Annotated in this window: 16 protein-coding genes and 1 pseudogene; 8 read left to right on the top strand and 9 right to left on the bottom strand. The window is 58.9% G+C overall.

The window, feature by feature from the left end; genetic code table 11:
* Nucleotides 1-6 precede the first annotated feature (6 nt).
* Together HK44_RS27605 and HK44_RS27600 are read right to left on the bottom strand one after the other, a co-directional pair.
* A complete protein-coding gene (locus HK44_RS27605) occupies nucleotides 7-663 on the bottom strand; it encodes a DsbA family oxidoreductase (RefSeq protein ID WP_019691260.1) in 657 nt (218 codons plus the stop codon).
* On the bottom strand, nucleotides 660-875 hold the full coding sequence (locus tag HK44_RS27600) for a tautomerase family protein (RefSeq protein WP_019691259.1): 216 nt from the start codon (nucleotides 873-875) through the stop codon (nucleotides 660-662). Before HK44_RS27600 ends, HK44_RS27605 begins: the two co-directional genes overlap by 4 nt.
* 737 nt (nucleotides 876-1,612) lie before the next feature.
* Here HK44_RS27600 and HK44_RS27595 point away from each other — a divergent pair.
* The gene (locus tag HK44_RS27595) at nucleotides 1,613-1,894 is read left to right on the top strand and encodes a DUF3077 domain-containing protein (RefSeq protein ID WP_019691258.1); all 282 of its coding nucleotides are present in this window, start codon (nucleotides 1,613-1,615) and stop codon (nucleotides 1,892-1,894) included.
* Between the two features lie 101 nt (nucleotides 1,895-1,995).
* On the opposite strand, the gene HK44_RS27590 is transcribed toward HK44_RS27595, so the two are convergent.
* The 7 genes and pseudogenes from HK44_RS27590 to HK44_RS27560 all read right to left on the bottom strand — a co-directional run bounded on the left by HK44_RS27590 (nucleotide 1,996) and on the right by HK44_RS27560 (nucleotide 10,180).
* Nucleotides 1,996-3,282, bottom strand: a complete 1,287-nt coding sequence (locus HK44_RS27590; RefSeq protein ID WP_019691257.1) for an OprD family porin — start codon at nucleotides 3,280-3,282, stop codon at nucleotides 1,996-1,998.
* A gap of 236 nt (nucleotides 3,283-3,518) precedes the next feature.
* Nucleotides 3,519-3,653 (bottom strand): annotated as a pseudogene (locus tag HK44_RS27585) (nuclear transport factor 2 family protein); the annotation flags it as partial.
* A gap of 53 nt (nucleotides 3,654-3,706) precedes the next feature.
* Entirely contained in the window at nucleotides 3,707-4,402 is a 696-nt protein-coding gene (locus HK44_RS27580) for a DsbA family protein (protein ID WP_019691255.1), read from the bottom strand.
* Nucleotides 4,403-4,616: 214 nt separating this feature from the next.
* Complete coding sequence (locus HK44_RS27575; protein WP_019691254.1) at nucleotides 4,617-4,817, bottom strand: hypothetical protein; 201 nt, start codon at nucleotides 4,815-4,817, stop codon at nucleotides 4,617-4,619.
* A 247-nt stretch (nucleotides 4,818-5,064) separates the two neighbouring features.
* A complete protein-coding gene (gene aguA / locus HK44_RS27570; protein WP_019691253.1) occupies nucleotides 5,065-6,171 on the bottom strand; it encodes an agmatine deiminase in 1,107 nt (368 codons plus the stop codon).
* 5 nt (nucleotides 6,172-6,176) lie between these two features.
* A complete protein-coding gene (gene aguB, locus HK44_RS27565) occupies nucleotides 6,177-7,055 on the bottom strand; it encodes an N-carbamoylputrescine amidase (RefSeq protein ID WP_019691252.1) in 879 nt (292 codons plus the stop codon).
* 212 nt (nucleotides 7,056-7,267) lie between these two features.
* Nucleotides 7,268-10,180 (bottom strand): aminotransferase, encoded by a 2,913-nt coding sequence (locus tag HK44_RS27560; RefSeq protein WP_019691251.1) that lies wholly within the window; start codon nucleotides 10,178-10,180, stop codon nucleotides 7,268-7,270.
* A 217-nt stretch (nucleotides 10,181-10,397) separates the two neighbouring features.
* Between HK44_RS27560 and HK44_RS27555 the strand changes: the two genes are divergently transcribed.
* The 7 genes from HK44_RS27555 (at nucleotide 10,398) to HK44_RS27520 (ending at nucleotide 17,882) form a co-directional block, all read left to right on the top strand.
* The gene (locus HK44_RS27555) at nucleotides 10,398-11,558 is read left to right on the top strand and encodes an S-type pyocin domain-containing protein (RefSeq protein ID WP_024265213.1); all 1,161 of its coding nucleotides are present in this window, start codon (nucleotides 10,398-10,400) and stop codon (nucleotides 11,556-11,558) included.
* A gap of 17 nt (nucleotides 11,559-11,575) precedes the next feature.
* Nucleotides 11,576-11,830 carry a colicin E3-like toxin immunity protein gene (locus tag HK44_RS27550; RefSeq protein WP_019691250.1) on the top strand — a complete coding sequence of 85 codons (255 nt, stop codon included), beginning with the start codon at nucleotides 11,576-11,578 and terminating at the stop codon, nucleotides 11,828-11,830.
* A gap of 236 nt (nucleotides 11,831-12,066) precedes the next feature.
* Nucleotides 12,067-12,693, top strand: a complete 627-nt coding sequence (locus HK44_RS27540) for a DUF3916 domain-containing protein (protein WP_242031605.1) — start codon at nucleotides 12,067-12,069, stop codon at nucleotides 12,691-12,693.
* Nucleotides 12,694-12,872: 179 nt separating this feature from the next.
* Nucleotides 12,873-13,955 (top strand): dTDP-glucose 4,6-dehydratase, encoded by a 1,083-nt coding sequence (rfbB, locus tag HK44_RS27535; RefSeq protein ID WP_019691248.1) that lies wholly within the window; start codon nucleotides 12,873-12,875, stop codon nucleotides 13,953-13,955.
* Between the two features lie 80 nt (nucleotides 13,956-14,035).
* Complete coding sequence (gene rfbC, locus HK44_RS27530; protein WP_019691247.1) at nucleotides 14,036-14,581, top strand: dTDP-4-dehydrorhamnose 3,5-epimerase; 546 nt, start codon at nucleotides 14,036-14,038, stop codon at nucleotides 14,579-14,581.
* A gap of 92 nt (nucleotides 14,582-14,673) precedes the next feature.
* Nucleotides 14,674-16,482, top strand: coding sequence for a sensor histidine kinase (locus HK44_RS27525; RefSeq protein WP_019691246.1), 1,809 nt, complete (start codon nucleotides 14,674-14,676; stop codon nucleotides 16,480-16,482).
* Nucleotides 16,479-17,882: a sigma-54-dependent transcriptional regulator gene (locus tag HK44_RS27520; protein ID WP_019691245.1), complete on the top strand. Its 1,404-nt coding sequence runs from the start codon at nucleotides 16,479-16,481 to the stop codon at nucleotides 17,880-17,882. The genes HK44_RS27525 and HK44_RS27520 overlap by 4 nt, the downstream gene beginning before the upstream one ends.
* The last annotated feature ends 48 nt before the right edge of the window (nucleotides 17,883-17,930 follow it).

Raw genomic sequence — 17,930 nt, 5'->3', positions numbered from 1 at the left:
GATCAATCAGGCTTCAGCGGGGGCCTGTGCCATTTGTCTCAGCATCTGTTCGTAGTACTCGACCGATTGCGAACCGGACACCAGGTGACGACCGTTGAGGATCATGGCTGGTACCGAGTTGATGCCGTGCTCGCGGTAAAACGCTTCAAGCTCACGCACCTCCGTGGCAAACGCTCCGGACGCCAACACCTCACGCGCACGCGCCGCATCCAGACCCGCTTCAGCCGCCAGACGGACCAGCGTCTCGCGATCGCTCGGGTTCTGGCCGTCGCTGAAATAAGCGCGCAGCAAGCCGTTTTTCAGTTCGATCTGCCGCCCTTCCTGCAATGCCCAGAACAACAGACGGTGAGCATCGAAGGTGTTGTAGAAGTGGCTGCGCTTCTCCAGATCGAACGTGAAACCGATGGCTTGACCACGGGCGATCTGCATCGCTTTGCCGGCCGCGATGTCCTCGGCGCTGCGCCCGTATTTGCGCATCAGGTGCTGGACCGCGTTCTCGCCTTCGGCCGGCATGTCCGGGTTCAACTCGAAGGGTTTGAAGGTCAGCTCGACCGACACTTCACCGGCCAGGTTCTCGATCGCTTGCTCCAGCGCCGTCACACCCAAGGCGCACCACGGGCACACCACATCGGAGATGAAATCGATGCTGACGGGCCGACTCATGACTGCCCCTCTGCCAGTTGTTTTCGATACTGGGTGGTGGTGATCCCGGCATAGCCCCAGTTATCGGTGTCGACTTCTTCGATCACGATGTGGGTCAGGTCGGGACGTTTGTTGAGGACCCGCTCCAGGGTTTCAGTGATTTCGGCGATCACCTGAGCTTTCTGCTCCGAGGTAACGCCATCGCGGGTAATACGTACGCTGACGAAAGGCATGACGACTCTCCAGTGACCTTCCCTTCGGGATGAGGGGCAGGTAGTGGAGTCGACTGTATGACGTTGCTTGGAATGGATAAAGATGGGTTCAAGCACATCATTAGTGACGTGATGTAACTAATATGGGCTGGGCATTGATATGCCTAAACCAGCGTTCTGATCCTGAAAAATCCTGGAAGAACGCTGGTTTTGAGAGTGTTTATGGGCCATATCCAATGCCCGGTTCACTCGCACTGATAGGGTCGTCGCCAGTTTTTTCGAAATTATGAAAATTATGGCTGGGCAATTATTATTGCCCAGCCATAATTTTCACTAAAACGCCCCCGACCATAGCTTCCAATTCGCCACACTTGCAGCCCCTCCACTCGCACGCTAACCTTCAGCCGTCGCTGCCAAATCAGCGAACGGGCGTAGGAACCCGAGTTAATCAAGGCGCAACAGCGCCCCATCAGCTATTGCAGGCGCTTTTTTTTGTGTCCGCGATATCGTGCAATGGTGGCTGTGCGCGGGACACCTTCGGGTGTGCCGGGTGCCTTGATTCCCGGTTTTCCTACCCCGCGTACGGCCGCCACCCAATCCCGTAGGAAGGACGGTTGCGGCTCCCAACAGTCAAGGAGCTAGACAATGCACACCATAAATCCGTCCAAAGCCTGCATTTTCAATCAACGCATTAATCCCTCGAACACCCTTCAAACACTTATCGTCACCAGCGACCTCCCACATCTCGGAGGTGCCCAATGACTAACCCCCAAGACCTCAAAACCGCCGGCCTCACGCCCTTCTCCATCCACTCCGACCACCCTCTCTTCCGCGTCAACAGCGGCGTGCCGATCCGCGAAGCCTTGTCCCACGTGTCCGACTTGCTCCACCTCTCCAAACTGCTGGCCGAAGACGCGGCGATGGAGCGCAATACGGACCGCTATGCCTGGGCATCGCACTATTTGCAGGAGATGAGTAAGGCGGTGATCGATGACGTCGTGAAAGTGCTAGGCGCGCCGGATAACAACCGCAACCAGTAACGCCGCTGTCTGAACCTGATCCGCACGCAAGAAAAAGCCCCGAACCAGTCGGGGCTTTCTCATTTCGGCCTCGTATCAGGCCTCAACCACGCAACCGGTCATCAGAAGATGTTGATCGGGTAATCCACAAACACACGGACTTCGTTGCCGCTGACGTTGTAGTCGCTGGACTTCTGCGACACGCGCAGGACCGAGCTGCGCACTTTCACGCTCAGGTCTTTGGCCGGGCCGCTTTGGACCACGTATTTGAACTGGTTGAAGATTTCGCGCTCGGTGCCGCCAGTGCTGGTGGCGGTGGTGATGTTGTCGCCACGCACGTACGCCACGTTATAGGTCAGGCCTGGAACGCCAAAGGCGCCAAAGTCGAGGCCGTAGCCCAACTGCCAGCTGCGTTCGTCTTCTGCGTTGAAGTCGGACCAGTAGGAGTTGGCGAGGTAGATGGTGTTGCCACCGTCACCGACACGACCCTGTTCTTTCTGATAGCCGCCGTACGGGTAGCCGAGGTTGCTGTCACCGGTGCTGCGCTGGTGCGCGAGGGTGAACGAGTGCGGGCCGGTGACGAAGGTTGCGGCCAGGCTCCAGATTTTGTTGTCCTGGCCTTCGGTGTCGTGTTCGAGGGCGTACGACTTGTCCAGCTTGGTCTGGTAACCGTTGAAGTCCAGGGTCAGGGACTGATCGGTGGCCAGCGGGAACACATAGTTCAGGTTCACGTACTGTTTCTTCAGGACGTCTTCTACGTTGGACGCGTAGAACGCACCTTTGAATTGTTCGGTGAACTGGTAGCTACCGCCCAGAACGTTGATCGACTTCAGACCACCGCTGTCACGGCCTTCGGCGCTCTTGCGCGATTCGGCGGTGAAACGGCCAGCATTCAGCTCCAGGCCTTTGATCTCCCTGGAGGTGATCAAGGTGCCGGTATAGCTTTCAGGCAGCAGACGGCCGTTGTCGTAGTTCAGCACCGGCAGGACCGGCATCTGGTCACCGTAGGTCAATACAGTGTTGGACAGACGGAGTTTTACCGCCGCGCCAGCTTTGGACAGGTCATCGGCAGCTTCGCCACTGTCGCCTTGCTTGAAGAAGTCGATACCACCGGCGCCGCTACGACCCTTGCCGCCATCAAGGCGCAGGGCGTACAGACCGAAAGCATCGACGCCGACGCCGACGGTGCCTTGAGTGAAGCCCGACGAGAAGGTACCGATGGCAGACTGGCCCCACTCGGCTTTGTCTGGGTTACCGTCCTTGTAATCGCGATTGATGTAGGCATTGCGCAACAGCACTTTCAGGCTGCTGTCTTCAACAAAACCCTTGGACTCCGCCTGGTCGTTAGCCATGGCTTGAGTAGCGCTGAAAATCCCCAGAGCGATCAGACCGATCCGCTTGTTCAACATCTTATTTTCCTTATTACGGGTTGATACGCGCTGTGACCGCTGGCTGAAATGGCTGCTATTGCGCTCTTTTTTCACTCCAAAACAAAAGGCCCGCCCACGCAAAAGCGAGGCAGGCCCTTATTATTTTTTGGAGTCGTGACGGTTGGCCACAGGCGTGGGGGCGAATCCTAGCCGCGCTCTTAACCATGTGTCAATTTCGTGAATCGTCTGTAATCAGGCGAAAATCGTCTAAGAACTTACTGGTCGGCGATCGCCAATTGAACGGTATGGCTGTCCACAAACGGCTCGAAACGGGTGACTTTGCCGTCAGCCAGAGTCCACAAATGCGCGACTCGGGCGCTTATCGGGCGGCCCGTGGCCTTGTAGATTCCACCCTGCGGCTTCAGTCCATTGCGCATCGGCGGCTAACGCAAGGTCAGTGAAATCAATGAGCACAACCGTCCAGGCCACAGGCCTGAACCGGGGAAGAGGTTTCGCTTGCCTGGGTCACGACCGATAGGCTCAACCAGGCCGCAAAAGCTTCAGGCTTACCGAGCCATGGGCTGATGTCGACCACGGTGAATTGACCGCCCTGTTCCAGCACCAATGTCGGGAAGCCTTGGCCGCCAACCTGCGCCAACAGTGCGCGGCTTTTCTTGATGTGGTCCTGGGTTTCGTTCGTCAGTGCGTCCTTGAACTCGCGCTTGAAGGACTCTGCTTCCAGACCAATCGACACGGCGAGTTCCAGCAACACCGCTTCATCGGCAATCCGCCGACCTTCCACGTAGTGCGCGCTCTGCAAACGCCCCAGCAATTCGAGCCCACGTCCGGCGAGCTGCTCAGCGGCCAGCACGGCAGCAATCGGTGGCGCGGAATCAAACACGGCGGTGTGATCACGCAACAGGCCTTCGAAATACGCCTCACCAAACGGCTGCCCGGTGTACTCGGCAATGCGTCGGTCGTGAGGCATCACGTAATCGCGCAGTTGAGGTGAAACCGTCTGCCGGTTGGCACCGGTCATCATACCGCCGCCATGGGCGATCACCGGCAAAACAGCCTGAGCCGCTTGCACCAAAGGTTTGGCACCGTAGCACCAGCCACACAGTGGATCGTAGATGTAATGAAGGGTCGCGGTAGACATGGAAAGCTCCAGCAAAGTCGTAGGAATTCGATGCCGGCAGACTATTCCTATGACGGCGAGGAAAAAACGCCGTAATGGCTTTTAGTCTGTTTCGCAAATCGGTCAAATGGCCTGCCTGAGCCACCGAAGGCTGGAACAATCCGCTCCCCACCGTTTTTAAGGGCAAAAAAAAAAGCGCTGCCATCCGGGCAGCGCTTTACCAATCCTTTGCTTTCTATCCTTCCATCACATCCCACAAGGCTTCAAGTTCTGCCTCACTGAATAAACCAGCGGGATAACGCTCGATCATCATCCTGCGCGGGTCAGGTTCTCTGACCTGTCGCGTTCCGTTGGATTTCAACCATTGCGCCAGCACCTGAAGCGATTCGCCATTCATTACCAAGGGATGCGATGTCCGCTCGCTGACCACATTCATTTCCGGCGCTCTCTCCTGGTTCGTGAGCGGCTAACTTATCCAAGGTTTATGACAGAACAACGCGGTTCTACATTCCCGAGAATTGCTCTCAAACCGATACAAGAGCTATGCCAAAGTGCCTGCCAGAACGGCATGTAGACGTAAAAAAACCCGCAGTCCATAGGATCTGCGGGTTAGATCAGGGATCACTCACATAAACCGGATAAAGCACGGGTTAATCCAGTGCCACCGATTGTTACAACTTCACTCAACCTTTGTGCGGTGCCGGCTGTTGTTGGGTAAGGCAATGAATATTGCCGCCACCCAGTAACAGTTCACGCCCCGGCACCATCACCACTTCATGCTGCGGGAACAGGTTCTGGAGGATTTCCTTGGCTTGCGTGTCCAGCGGATCGCCAAAGCTCGGCGCAATGATGCCGCCGTTGACGATCAGGAAGTTCACGTAGGAACCAGCCAGACGCACGGAAGGGTTACGTTCCTGGGTACCGTCCACCGGGTCGACACCGGCGCACTCTTCCTCAGTCGCGTAAAGCGGCCCCGGAATCGGCATTTTGTGCACCGTAAATGGGCGGCCCTTGGCGTCCTTGGTGCTTTGCAACACTTTCATCGCCGCTTGGCAACGCGGGTAGTTCGGGTCCTGCGGATCGTCGGTCCAGGCCAGCAGCACTTCACCGGGACGCACGTAGCAGCAGAAGTTATCCACATGACCGTCGGTTTCGTCGTTGAACAAACCGTCCGGCAGCCAGATGATTTTATCCACAGCCAGCTGTGCGCTGAGCACCGCTTCGATATCGGCACGGTTCATGTGCGGATTGCGATTGCGGTTCAACAGGCACTCTTCGGTCGTGATCAGCGTGCCTTCACCATCGACGTGAATCGAACCGCCTTCGAGCACGAAGCCCTCGGTGCGATAACGCGGACTGCGTTCGATCTCGAGGATCTTGCCGGCCACTTGCGAATCACGATTCCACGGCGAATACAGACCGCCATCGAAGCCGCCCCAAGCGTTGAAGTCCCAGTCGACACCGCGGACTTCGCCGCTGTTGTTGATGACGAAGGTCGGGCCGGTATCACGGACCCAGGCGTCGTCGCTGGACATCTCGACGAGGCGGATATTCGGCACATCCAGGCGCGCACGGGCGTTTTCGTACTGGGCCGCCGAGACGGCAACGGTCACCGGTTCAAAACGCGCGATGGCCTTGGCCACCGCAACGTGAGCGGCTTGCGCCGGCTTGCCACCCAGGCGCCAGTTGTCTGGACGCTCCGGCCAGACCATCCAGGTCTGGGTCTGGGTCGCCCACTCGGCAGGCATGTAAAAACCGTCAGCGCGAGGCGTGCTGTGCAAAGTAGTCATAGCGATCAGGACTCCAGGGAACCGTCGAGGGTTTTGATTGCGCCGTACAGGTTTGGGCGACGATCACGGAACGAACCCCAGGCGCTGCGGATGTGCTCCAGCTCGTCGAGGTCGAAGCTCTGAACCAATACGCCTTCTTCGGTTTCGTTGAGCTCCTGGACTTTCTCGCCGAATTGGTTGGCGATGAACGACGAGCCGTAGAAGGTGATGTCGTAGCCGTCCTGCTCTTCATTGCCGATACGGTTGCTGGCGATCAGCGGCATCAGGTTGGCACCGGCATGGCCCTGCTGAACGCGCTGCCAGTGGTCGCGGGACGAAATGCTCTTGTCGTGCGGTTCGCTGCCGATGGCGGTCGGGTAGAACAGGATTTCCGCGCCTTGCAACGCCATGCTGCGGGCGCATTCCGGGAACCACTGATCCCAGCAGATGCCCACGCCGATTTTCGCGTAACGGGTGTTCCAGACTTTGAAGCCGGTATCGCCCGGGTTGAAGTAGTACTTTTCGTGATAGCCAGGGCCGTCCGGGATATGGCTTTTACGATAAATCCCGAGGTTGCTGCCATCGGCATCGATGATCGCGATGCTGTTGAAACGTGCGCGACCTGCCAGTTCGAAGAAGCTGATCGGCAGCACGACGTGCAGTTCTTTGGCGATTTTCTGGAAGTGCTTGATGGCCACGTTGTCGGAGGCCGTGGTGGCCAGTTGCAGGTAGTCCGGGTTCGGCTTCTGGCAGAAATACGGGGTCTCGAACAATTCCTGGATCAGGATGATCTGTGCGCCTTTGGCTGCGGCCTCACGGACCAGCTTCTCAGCGGTCTCGATGTTGGCTTCAAGGTCCCAGGAACAGGCCATCTGGGTAGCGGCGACAGTAACGATACGACTCATGAAGCATCTCCCGGGCGGGTTCAGAGGGTCGATTGTGGCATCGACCGATGACAGAAATGGGAACGGCCAGGCGCGGTGATCCACGCCGTGACGTCAGGCGACTTTATAACCGATAAAAATCGGCTTTAAAAGCGATAAAAACTCACTACCTCGAAAATACTTCAAAAAATACCGATAACAATCGAACTTAATGCAATCCCTGTGGGATGTGTTTAGAGGTCTTCGTCCAACACCTTCGACAGGGTATCGACAAAAAAATCCACGCTGTGTCGCGAGGTCACCATCGGTGGTTTGATCTTGAGGATGTTCAGGTAGTCGCCGGTCGGCTGCATGAAAATCCCCAATTCGCGCAAGCGGTCGCACAACGCCGTGGTTTCTTCCGTGGCCGGTTCCAGGGTTTCGCGGTTGCGAATCAGCTCCACGCCCAGATAGAAGCCCGAGCCATGCACCGCGCCCACCAAAGGATGGCGGTCGATCAACGCCTCAAGCCGCTCTTTGAAATACCCACCAACGATCTGGGCGTTTTCCCAGAGCTTCTCTTCCTTCATCACATCCAGCACCGCCATGCCGATGCGGCAACTGACCGGGCTGCCGCCAGCCGACGAGAAGAAATAGCCTTCGGCCTCCAGCGCCTCGGCGATTTCTCGGCGGGTAATAACCGCACCCAATGGCTGGCCGTTACCCATGCCCTTGGCCATGGTGATGATGTCCGGCACCACGCCCTGCTCTTCAAAGCCCCAGAAGAACTTGCCCATGCGGCCGTACCCGACCTGCACTTCGTCGGCGATGCACACGCCACCCTGGGCGCGGACCAGTGCATACACCTGCTTCAAGTAGCCCGGTGGCAGCGAGATCCCACCGGCATTGCCGTACACCGGCTCGCAGATAAAACCTGCCAGTTGCCGCTGCTGCTCGGCAATCTTCGCCAGGTTGTGTTCGACACTGCGCACGTAATCCGCTGCGCTGTCGGGACCACGGAACTCGCCACGATAGGTGTTCGGCGCCGTCACTGGATGAACCCAGTCCGGACGACTGCTGAGAGCCTTGGGGTTATCGGCGATCGACGTCGACACCGCGTCGGCGGCCACCGACCAGCCGTGATACGCCTCAAGCACGCTGAGCATGTCGCGACCGCCGCTGTAGGCCCATGCCAGTCGAATCGCCAGGTCATTGGCCTCGGTGCCGCTGTTGACCAGAAACACCCGATCCATCGAGTCCGGTGCCAGCGCCAGCAGGCGCTCGGAGAACTCGGCGATGGCCGCATAGTGGAAACGCGAGTTGGTGTTGAGCAACGACCACTGACGGCTGGCCTCGGCCGCCATGCGCGGGTGACCGTGACCGAGCACTGCAACATTGTTGAGCATGTCCAGGTAGGAGCGGCCCTGCATGTCGATCAGGTGATTGCGCCAGCCCCGCTCGATGCGCGGTGGATCGACGTAATAGTGTTTTTGCGAACGGGCAAAACTTGCGTCGCGACGCGCCAGCAAGGTGTGCGGATCGAGTTCGGCCTCGGCGTCGCAGGCCAGTCCCAACAATGCTGCGGGTGATGGACACAACGCCTGCCAGGCAAGTGCGCGGGACGGTGAACAAAACAGCGGTGGATTGAGCTCGGCGCCACGGCTGAGTTGAACCCGCAACGCGCCGCCGACTTCACCCAAGACCTGCCCTTTGAGCACGGCCGCACCGGTGTGCAGCGAGGGTTTGACACCCCACAGGCGCACGCTCAATTGTGCGCTGTCCAGTTGCACGCGGCCGTCCGCGTTCAGGTGCACGACGCCGGCAAAGGGGGCTTCAACCGTTGTGCCCTGCGGCACCTGCAAGTCAACGTGCAGCGGGTACGTGTCCGGCTCGACGGCGCTGTCCGGACGCGTCTGCGATAAACGATATTGCCCATAACGACTGGCCGCCAAACCATGGGCTGTCGCCGCTTCGACCAGTAGACGTTGATCGATGCCGTCCTGCTCCCAGTTGCCCGCTTCGAAATGTGGACTCAGGACACCGAGGTCGATCAAGGCGAACTCGCGGCCCACCAGGCTCGGCAGCAATGGCGCAAAACCCTGGCTGGCAATCGCCGGCAACGACTGGCCGACCGCCGCCAGAATCGCCACTTCCATTAGCTCGAACGGCACGGAGGTCGCGACGCGGAAAATCTCCCACTCGTGGTTCAGATTGTCGCGACTGTATTGATTCTGCGGATCAATGCTGACCTGTTGCTCACCGCTGAGCACCAGTACCGCCGCCCGCGCGACGATCAGCGGCCACAGCGCCTGCAACTCTTCGTGCTTCAGCGGATTGACCGCGTGGTAAGCCTGCACCGCCGGCAAAATGCACAGGGGATCGCCGTCGGCATGGTGCAGCAGCGCGGCGCAGGTCACCGACAGATCGGTAATGCGCCAGGTACGAATCAGATCACCAAAATCAATGACTCCCTGCAACCGCCAGTGACGCTGCTGATCTCGCTGCCAGACCACGTTGTCATCGGTGATGTCCATGTGAATCGCCTGCACCGGCAACTTCGCCGCCAGTGGCTGCAAACGCCGCTCAGCCTGTTGCGCGGCCTCAGCGATCAATGCTCGCTGTCGCTCGTCGCTGATCACTGGCAGCAAGTGGTTGATCAATGCATTGGCGTGTCGGGCGTCCCACTGCAAGGTACGCTCAAGCCCCGGATGCTCGAACCCGGCCAGCGCCAGGTCCATTTCGCCACAAAGTTGGCCGAGGCCGGCAACCAGCTCATGACCAAGGTGTTTGAGGTGGGTCAGCGATTGGCCTTCGATGTAATCGAGCAAACGCACATGCAGTGCTTGCCCGGCGAGTTCCAGGGTCAACAGGTCCTCGCCGTTTTTCGCCGGAATCACCCGTGGCACATGCAAACCCGGCTGCGAGCCCAGATGTTTGAGTGCCGCGTGCTGGGCGTGCAGTTCCAGCGCTGCGTAGTCACCCCGGCAGATTTTCACGACGAAACGGCCCTGGTCGCTGTCGAGCCGGTAATTGAGATCCTGCTGGCTGCCCAACGACTGCAACGTCCCGCTCAGGCCGTAATGCTCGCGCAGCAGTTCCAGCGCTTGCTGCGCGGTGACTTGCGGGCTGGGCAGACTGGCACGGTGAATCAACGTGGCGAGCAACATACAACGACCCCTGGAATTTTTATAAGGCGTCTATATCGCCATTGCTGACCGCGATACGCAACCCCCCTTATACCGGTCAGTGATCGATAACGGCGGGGGCTTTCAAGCCACGCCACACAGCGGTGAACTTTCCCACGAAGCGTGTCGAACCCCAGGAATGTCCGGCGCTTTCTCACGCCCCTAGGCTGCCTTCCTTGGACAGGGAAGCCCGCCGCACATGCCAGAACGCTCATACCCGCTGACGTACAAAGAACAACTGCGCCGCCGCATTTTGCAGCCGCCGCCCTCACCCAACCTGTATCCGCCGATTGCCGATTTGCCGGTGAATCGACCCGCTGATCCCGCTCCCATCAAACCGCTGGGCTGCGTTTTCGCCAAAACCTGCAAGTTGCCCGACGGCATCATCAATTACGCCAGTCCGTCCGGTTTTGTGCCGCTGGATTCGTTGAAGGATTACGGAAACTTTGCCCTGCTGGGCGGGCGAGAGACCGACAGCTCTGGCGCCGTGCCGCTCAAGAAAATCAGTGGCAGTGCATTGCCAATCGGCCTTGGTGGCCTTGCTCTGGGCGGGTCATCGGTCAGTGGTGTCACAGCAGTCGGCGGCACTGTTGCCGCCGGCTTGCTAACCGGTCTGGTCGCCCTGCTCTGGCCCTCCGAGCTGGGCGGCAGCGCCCTCTATAGCGAAGAGCAACTGCGCTCGCTTGAACACGCCAACTCCCGGGTGCGCCTACGCGTCGAGCAACAGCCTGACGGCACCCTCAAGGGTTACGGCTTCTACACCGGCAACAACGCCGAATGGCAACGGATCCCGGTCATTCAGTTCCAGACACGCGAAGCCCGACAGGTCGCCGTATTCGGCGAAGGTCTGGAACTGATCTGGACCCCGGCCATCGACCCCGCCGACACCCTCGGCATCCCCGCACTGGAGGCCGCGCCGCAAACGCCGACCCTTTGGGTCTACCCGCCCACCGAGGCGAGCAACAGCATTCTGGTGAACCCGATTTATCCACCGGAGTATCAGGATTTCATCCTGGTGTTTCCGGCGGACTCGGGGGTGCGGCCGCTTTATGTGGTGGTGAGCGAACCGTGGAAAGGTCGCAAGAACCCAGATCATGACTACTTTCCAGCACCGAATACCAGCGAAATAACTGGCTTTCCCGGATTGGTGGAACAAAAAAGAAAAACCCCAAGACAGGGTGGAGGAGGACTGCGTGAACGCTGGAGAGATGCCAAAGGGCGAACACTATATGAATGGGACTCAAAGAAAGCCGAGTTAGAGGCCTACCGAGAAAGTGACCTCAGCCATCTCGGTGCATTTGACCCCTACACCGGCGAACGACGGGGACAGCCCAAAAAAGAACGACGCATCAATAGGTGACATTGGAGATGAACAACATGGGTATGAAAGTAAGGCTGGAGTGGTACGACAAAGAAACTGAAGCGTTAGCTGCTGATGAATTTTCTATAGATTTCGGTGACGACGACAGCATCCTTGCCGCACTAGGACTGAGCAATGAACCTGAAATATTTGATGGAGGATTTGACGTCCTGCCGAAGTGGGTAGCGATGATCCAGCCGCATTTCAATCATCAGATAGACACTAACCTTTTCGACTATCAAATATCTTTTCGATACCGCAATCACTGGTGATTTACGAATTGGGAACGAAGCCCTCCCCGCGAATAAAAGCGCAACGTCAAGAAATTCATGTGAGATCAGTATGGGTTTGAAATTGAAGTTGCACTGGTTCAACAAAACTACCGAGTTTTGTGAAGGAGAAATTTACTCACAACATCTGCGATATCGAGCAAGCCTGCTCAACAAGGCTACTCAGAGATCTGGAGCTTTTTTTAACCAGCTTCGCTTTAGCTGAATGAACCTATGGAATGAATATCCCCATGCGCCGAATTGCATTCTCAGACAAAAAAGTCCGCAACATCCCGCGCCGCCTTCGCGCCCTTGCTGCGTGGGCGGCCAGCTACGAAGGTTACTTTCCGGACGAGCTCCCCGTGGAACAAGGCTACGCAAACCGAAAAATTCCGGTCCTGGAAACCTTGGTTGAAGGGAAACAAACCACCTTCGCCATTCAAAAGGAATGCGCGCAACAACTCATCAATGCAGCCCATCACTTGCTTCAGGCCAGACCCGAAGACACCATCAACTGCCGAATAGTCGCGTCAATCCTCACGCCCGACATGTTCTCCAGCGGGATTTGCATTTACACCGACATGAGCCGTTATCGCGGTCATGTATTGCCATTCGACTACGAACATTTCTGCCAGACCCGCATCACCGACAAAAGCCTCGCCACCGAATGGGGTTTAATCGTCCCTGCTGGAATGAATGAAGTGGGGTTCCACTTTGTTCACGAGGATGAAGACGGGCAAAAGTTTGAATCTGAGCATTGGTACTTCGGAGAAGTCGATGAAGCGGACGATGGCTCCGAGAAAGAGCGCTGGAGATACAAAACCTTTAAATCCTTCCGCGCTGAAAACCCTGAACTTTTCGGCTAGGACATTTCATTTTTAGGCGAATGCCAGGCCGCCATCGCGGGCAGGCCTTGCTCCTACGGGAATGCTACAGCGATCGCAGGAACATGGTTTGCCCGCAATCCCCCCCTCTTGTGCCGCCCCTCTGCTGCCGACAAGCTATGATCCATCGCTTAATTGTTCGACGAAAAAGGCAACTCCCCATGCGCATTCTCATCACCGGTGGTGCCGGCTTCATCGGCTCGGCGCTGATTCGCCACCTGATCCGCCACACCGAACATGAAGTGCTCAATCTGGACAAGCTGACCTACGCCGGCAACCTGGAATCGTTGAGCAGCATTGCAACCAACACCCGTTATGAGTTCGTGCAGGCCGATATCGTTGATCAAGCCACCGTCAACACGGTATTGGCGCGGTTTCAGCCGCACGCGATCATGCACTTGGCGGCCGAGTCCCATGTCGACCGTTCCATCGACGGACCGTCGGACTTCATCCAGACCAACATCGTCGGTACCTACAGCCTGCTGGAAGCCACTCGCGCCTACTGGAACAGCCTGGCGGAGCCCGAGAAAAGTGCCTTTCGCTTTCACCACATTTCGACCGACGAGGTGTATGGCGACCTGCATGGCGTCGACGACCTGTTCACCGAGACCACACCCTATGCGCCAAGCTCGCCGTACTCCGCCAGCAAGGCGGCGTCCGACCATCTGGTCCGCGCCTGGCAACGCACCTACGGTTTGCCGGTACTGCTGACCAACTGCTCGAACAATTACGGGCCGTTTCACTTCCCCGAGAAACTCATTCCACTGGTGATCCTCAACGCCCTCGCCGGGAAGCCACTGCCGGTATACGGCAACGGCCTGCAAGTGCGTGACTGGCTGTTCGTCGAGGATCATGCCCGCGCGCTGCTCACCGTGGTGACCAACGGTGTAGCCGGTGAGACCTACAACATCGGCGGCCACAACGAACAAAAAAACATCGACGTGGTCCGCAGCATCTGCAACCTGCTGGAAGAGTTGGCGCCGCAAAAACCTGAAGGCGTCGCGCACTTCGCCGACCTGATCACGTTCGTCAAAGACCGCCCCGGCCACGATCAGCGCTACGCCATCGATGCCAGCAAAATTGAGCGCGAGCTGGGTTGGGTGCCCGAAGAAACCTTCGCCAGCGGTCTGCGTAAAACCGTGCAGTGGTACCTGGACAATCTCGAATGGTGTCGACGGGTTGAAGACGGTAGTTATCAAGGTGAACGTCTGGGCAACAGCGACTTCAAAGACCTGATCGCCTGAACGCAGCATCTCGCGCCAACCGCTGCTTTGAGCGAGAATGTTGTCCGTCACCACAAATTCACGATTGCTGGAAAAACCCCATGAATGTAGTCACCACCGACCTGCCGGGTGTTCTGATCATTGAGCCGAAGGTATTTGGTGACGAGCGCGGCTTCTTTTACGAAAGCTTCAACGCCAAGGCTTTCGAGGCCGCGACGGGTCTGAACCCGACATTCGTACAGGACAACCATTCCCGCTCGCAAAAAGGTGTGCTGCGTGGTTTGCACTACCAACTGGAAAATACCCAGGGAAAACTGGTGCGTGTCATCGCCGGTGAAGTGCTCGACGTGGCAGTGGACATCCGTCGCAGTTCGCCTCACTTTGGACAGTCGGTCGCCGTACGCCTGTCGGCTGAAAACAACCGTCAACTCTGGGTACCGGAAGGTTTCGCCCACGGCTTCGCAGTGCTGAGTGACTACGCCGAGTTCCTCTACAAAACCACCGACTACTACACCCCATCGGCCGAGCGCTGCATTCGCTGGGATGACCCGGCATTGGGTATCGACTGGCAACTCAGCGAAGCACCGCAGCTGTCGGCCAAGGACCAGGCAGGCAAACTGCTCAAGGATGCCGACGTCTTCGCCTGAACCAATCAGCGGCTGATGCCCCCGCGTTGCGCGAGTGTCTTGCCGAACAAGCCTAGGCATAATGCGCCTGTACCTTCAGGCGCCCGATGCTTATGACCCCACCACTTCCCCGCAGACCCCGCTGGCGTAGCCTGGCGCTGCTCGCTCTGTGCCTGGCGCCGTTGTTGTGGCCACTGCAGCACCTGGCCGAGCGTTATTACCGCAGCGAGCTGGTCGGGCAAAACCGCCAGACGCTTGACCTCTACGTCGCCAACCTGCTGGGGACGCTGCACCGCTATGAAGTCTTGCCGCAAATCCTCGGTGATCTGCCGGCCCTGCGTGCTGTTCTTGCCGCCCCACAGCAGCCGCTGGCCACCGACAACGCCAATCGCCTGCTCAAGGACATCCGCGCCCAGACTGGCGCCGAAGTCATGTACCTGATGGACACCAGCGGCAAGACCCTGGCGGCCTCCAACTGGGACAAGCACGACAGTTTTGTCGGGCGTAATTTTGCCTTCCGGCCGTATTTCAGCGAAGCCATGCAAGGTCGCCTCGGGCGCTTTTTTGGCCTGGGCACGACGTCGGCCAAACGCGGTTATTTCTTTGCGGGGGCCGTGCGCGATGGCGAGCAGATCATCGGTGTGCTGGTGGTCAAGGTCGACCTCGACCACACCGAAAGCCTCTGGGGCAAAACTCCGGAGCAACTGCTGCTGACCGATCACAACGGGGTGGTCATCATTACCTCACGCCCGGAGTGGCGCTTCAGGGCGACCCGACCGCTGACTGACGAAGAACGCCAGGCCATCACCGCCGTCCAGCCCTACCCGACCCGTGATCCGCAACCGCTGAACCTTAATCCAGACGCCTGGCTGATCCAGACCCAGCAGATCGAAGAGACCGGTTGGAGCGTCAGTATCCTCGCGCCCCGAACCCTGATCGACCGCCCGGTGCGCACGGTGGTGGCTATCGGCGGGGCGACGCTGCTGGTGTTGATGTTGCTGCTGGGGCTGATGATGCAACGTCGTCGCCACTATTTACAGCGCATCGCCTTCGAGGCCAAGACCCGCCACGAGCTGGAAGCGCGCGTTGCCGAAAGAACCAGCGACCTCGAAGGGCTCAACCGCCGTCTCAAGCAGGAAGTGCTGGAACGCGAACAGGCGCAACAGGAACTGGTGCGCGCCCAGGATGATCTGGTCCAGGCCGGCAAACTCTCGGCGCTGGGCACCATGTCGGCGAGCATCAGCCATGAACTCAATCAACCGCTGGCGGCGATTCGCAGCTACGCGGAAAACGCCGAAGTGCTGCTAGACCATCAACGCACCGACGATGCCCGCGGCAACCTGAAACTGATCAGCGAGCTGACCGGGCGCATGGCCTCGATCATCGCCCATCTGCGCGCCTTCGCCCGCCGCGACCGTCACGCCCCGGAAAGCGTTGCGTTGCAACCGGCGCTGGACGATGCACTGGCGTTGCTGGCCAAGCGCAGGCGGGCAATGGAAGTCGAGCTGATCCGTGATCTGCCGGCGGCCACGCTGTGGGTCGAGGCCGGCGAAACCCGTCTGCGCCAGGTGCTTGGTAATCTACTGGCCAACGCCCTCGACGCCCTGACCGAAAAAGGCCCGCCCCGTAAACTCTGGTTGAGTGCCGAATCCACCGCCGACGGCGTCAACCTGTACATTCGCGATAACGGCCCGGGGTTCTGCATGGAGGCCCTCGGTCGCGCCGGTGAACCGTTCTACACCACCAAGACCCGCACTCAGGGCCTTGGGCTGGGGTTGGCCATTTGCGACACGTTGATGCGCGCCTTCGGCGGTGAACTGTCGTTCGCCAACCACAAGGAAGGCGGCGCCCTGATCACCCTGCGGCTGCGCGCGGGCGCACCCGGTGTAAGTCTGCAACCGTCCGAGGACCGCAGTGAATGAGCAACCTGATCGACAACCGTATCCAGGTCGTGCTGATCGACGATGATCCGCATCTACGCCAGGCCCTGAGCCAGACCCTGGATCTCGCCGGTCTGAAAATCCTCCCATTGGCCGAAGCCAAGGGCCTGGCCTCGCGCCTTGAACGTGACTGGCCGGGCGTGGTGGTCAGTGACATTCGCATGCCGGGCATGGACGGTCTCGAACTGTTGAGCGAATTGCACGCCCAGGACCCGGAGCTGCCGGTGTTGCTGATCACCGGCCACGGCGACGTGCCTTTAGCCGTACAGGCGATGCGTGCCGGCGCTTATGACTTCCTCGAAAAACCGTTCGCCAGTGACGCATTGCTCGACAGCGTGCGCCGCGCCCTGGCCCTGCGCCAATTGGTGCTGGATAACCGCAGCCTGCGGCTGGCCTTGAGCGATCGTAATGAACTGAGTACCCGACTGGTCGGGCAATCGGCGCCGATGCAGCGCCTGCGCGAACAAATCGGCGCATTGGCACCCACCAAAGCCGACGTGCTGATTCTCGGTGAAACCGGTGCCGGCAAGGAAGTGGTGGCCCGTGCCCTGCACGATCTGTCGAGCCGTCGTAATGGCCCGTTTGTGGCGATCAATGCCGGGGCACTGGCCGAATCAGTGGTCGAAAGCGAGTTGTTCGGCCACGAACCCGGTGCCTTCACCGGCGCGCAAAAGCGCCGTATCGGCAAATTCGAATTCGCCAACGGCGGCACGCTGTTCCTCGATGAAATCGAAAGCATGAGCCTGGATGTGCAGGTGAAACTGCTGCGTTTGCTGCAAGAGCGGGTGGTCGAGCGTTTGGGTGGCAATCAGCTGATCCCGCTGGACATCCGGATCATCGCCGCGACCAAGGAAGACCTGCGCCAATCGGCAGATCAGGGGCGTTTTCGCGCAGACTTGTACTACCGCCTGAACGTCGCGCCACTGCGCATTCCGCCGCTACGCGAACGCGGCGAAGACGCGCTGATGCTGTTCCAGCATTTCGCCAACGAAGCCAGTGAGCGCCATGGCTTGCCACCCCACGAATTGCAACCCGGGCAACGGGCCCTGCTGTTGCGCCATACCTGGCCCGGCAACGTCCGTGAACTGCAAAACGCCGCCGAACGTTTCGCCCTGGGCCTGGAACTGGCGCTGGATAACGGTGCGCCGGACGGCACTCCGGCGCCGCACAGCGCAGTGCTCAGCGGTAATCTGAGCGAGCAAGTGGAGAGCTTCGAAAAGAACCTGATCGCCGCCGAACTGGCGCGCTCTCACAGCTCACTGCGCAGTGTCGCCGAAGCGCTGGGTATTCCACGCAAAACCCTGCATGACAAACTGCGCAAACACGGCTTGAACTTCGCCGATGGTGCTGGCGCCACCAGCAATGCCGACGAGCTCGATTGAGCCATGCCGACTAACCTTCACCTAAGCGTCCCACACTGCGAGGCCTGT

The organism is Pseudomonas fluorescens HK44 (assembly GCF_000217955.3).
Taxonomy (GTDB): domain Bacteria; phylum Pseudomonadota; class Gammaproteobacteria; order Pseudomonadales; family Pseudomonadaceae; genus Aquipseudomonas; species Aquipseudomonas fluorescens_AQ.
Note: the sequence above shows the minus strand (reverse complement) of the source record. Positions and strands in the feature narration are given on the sequence as shown.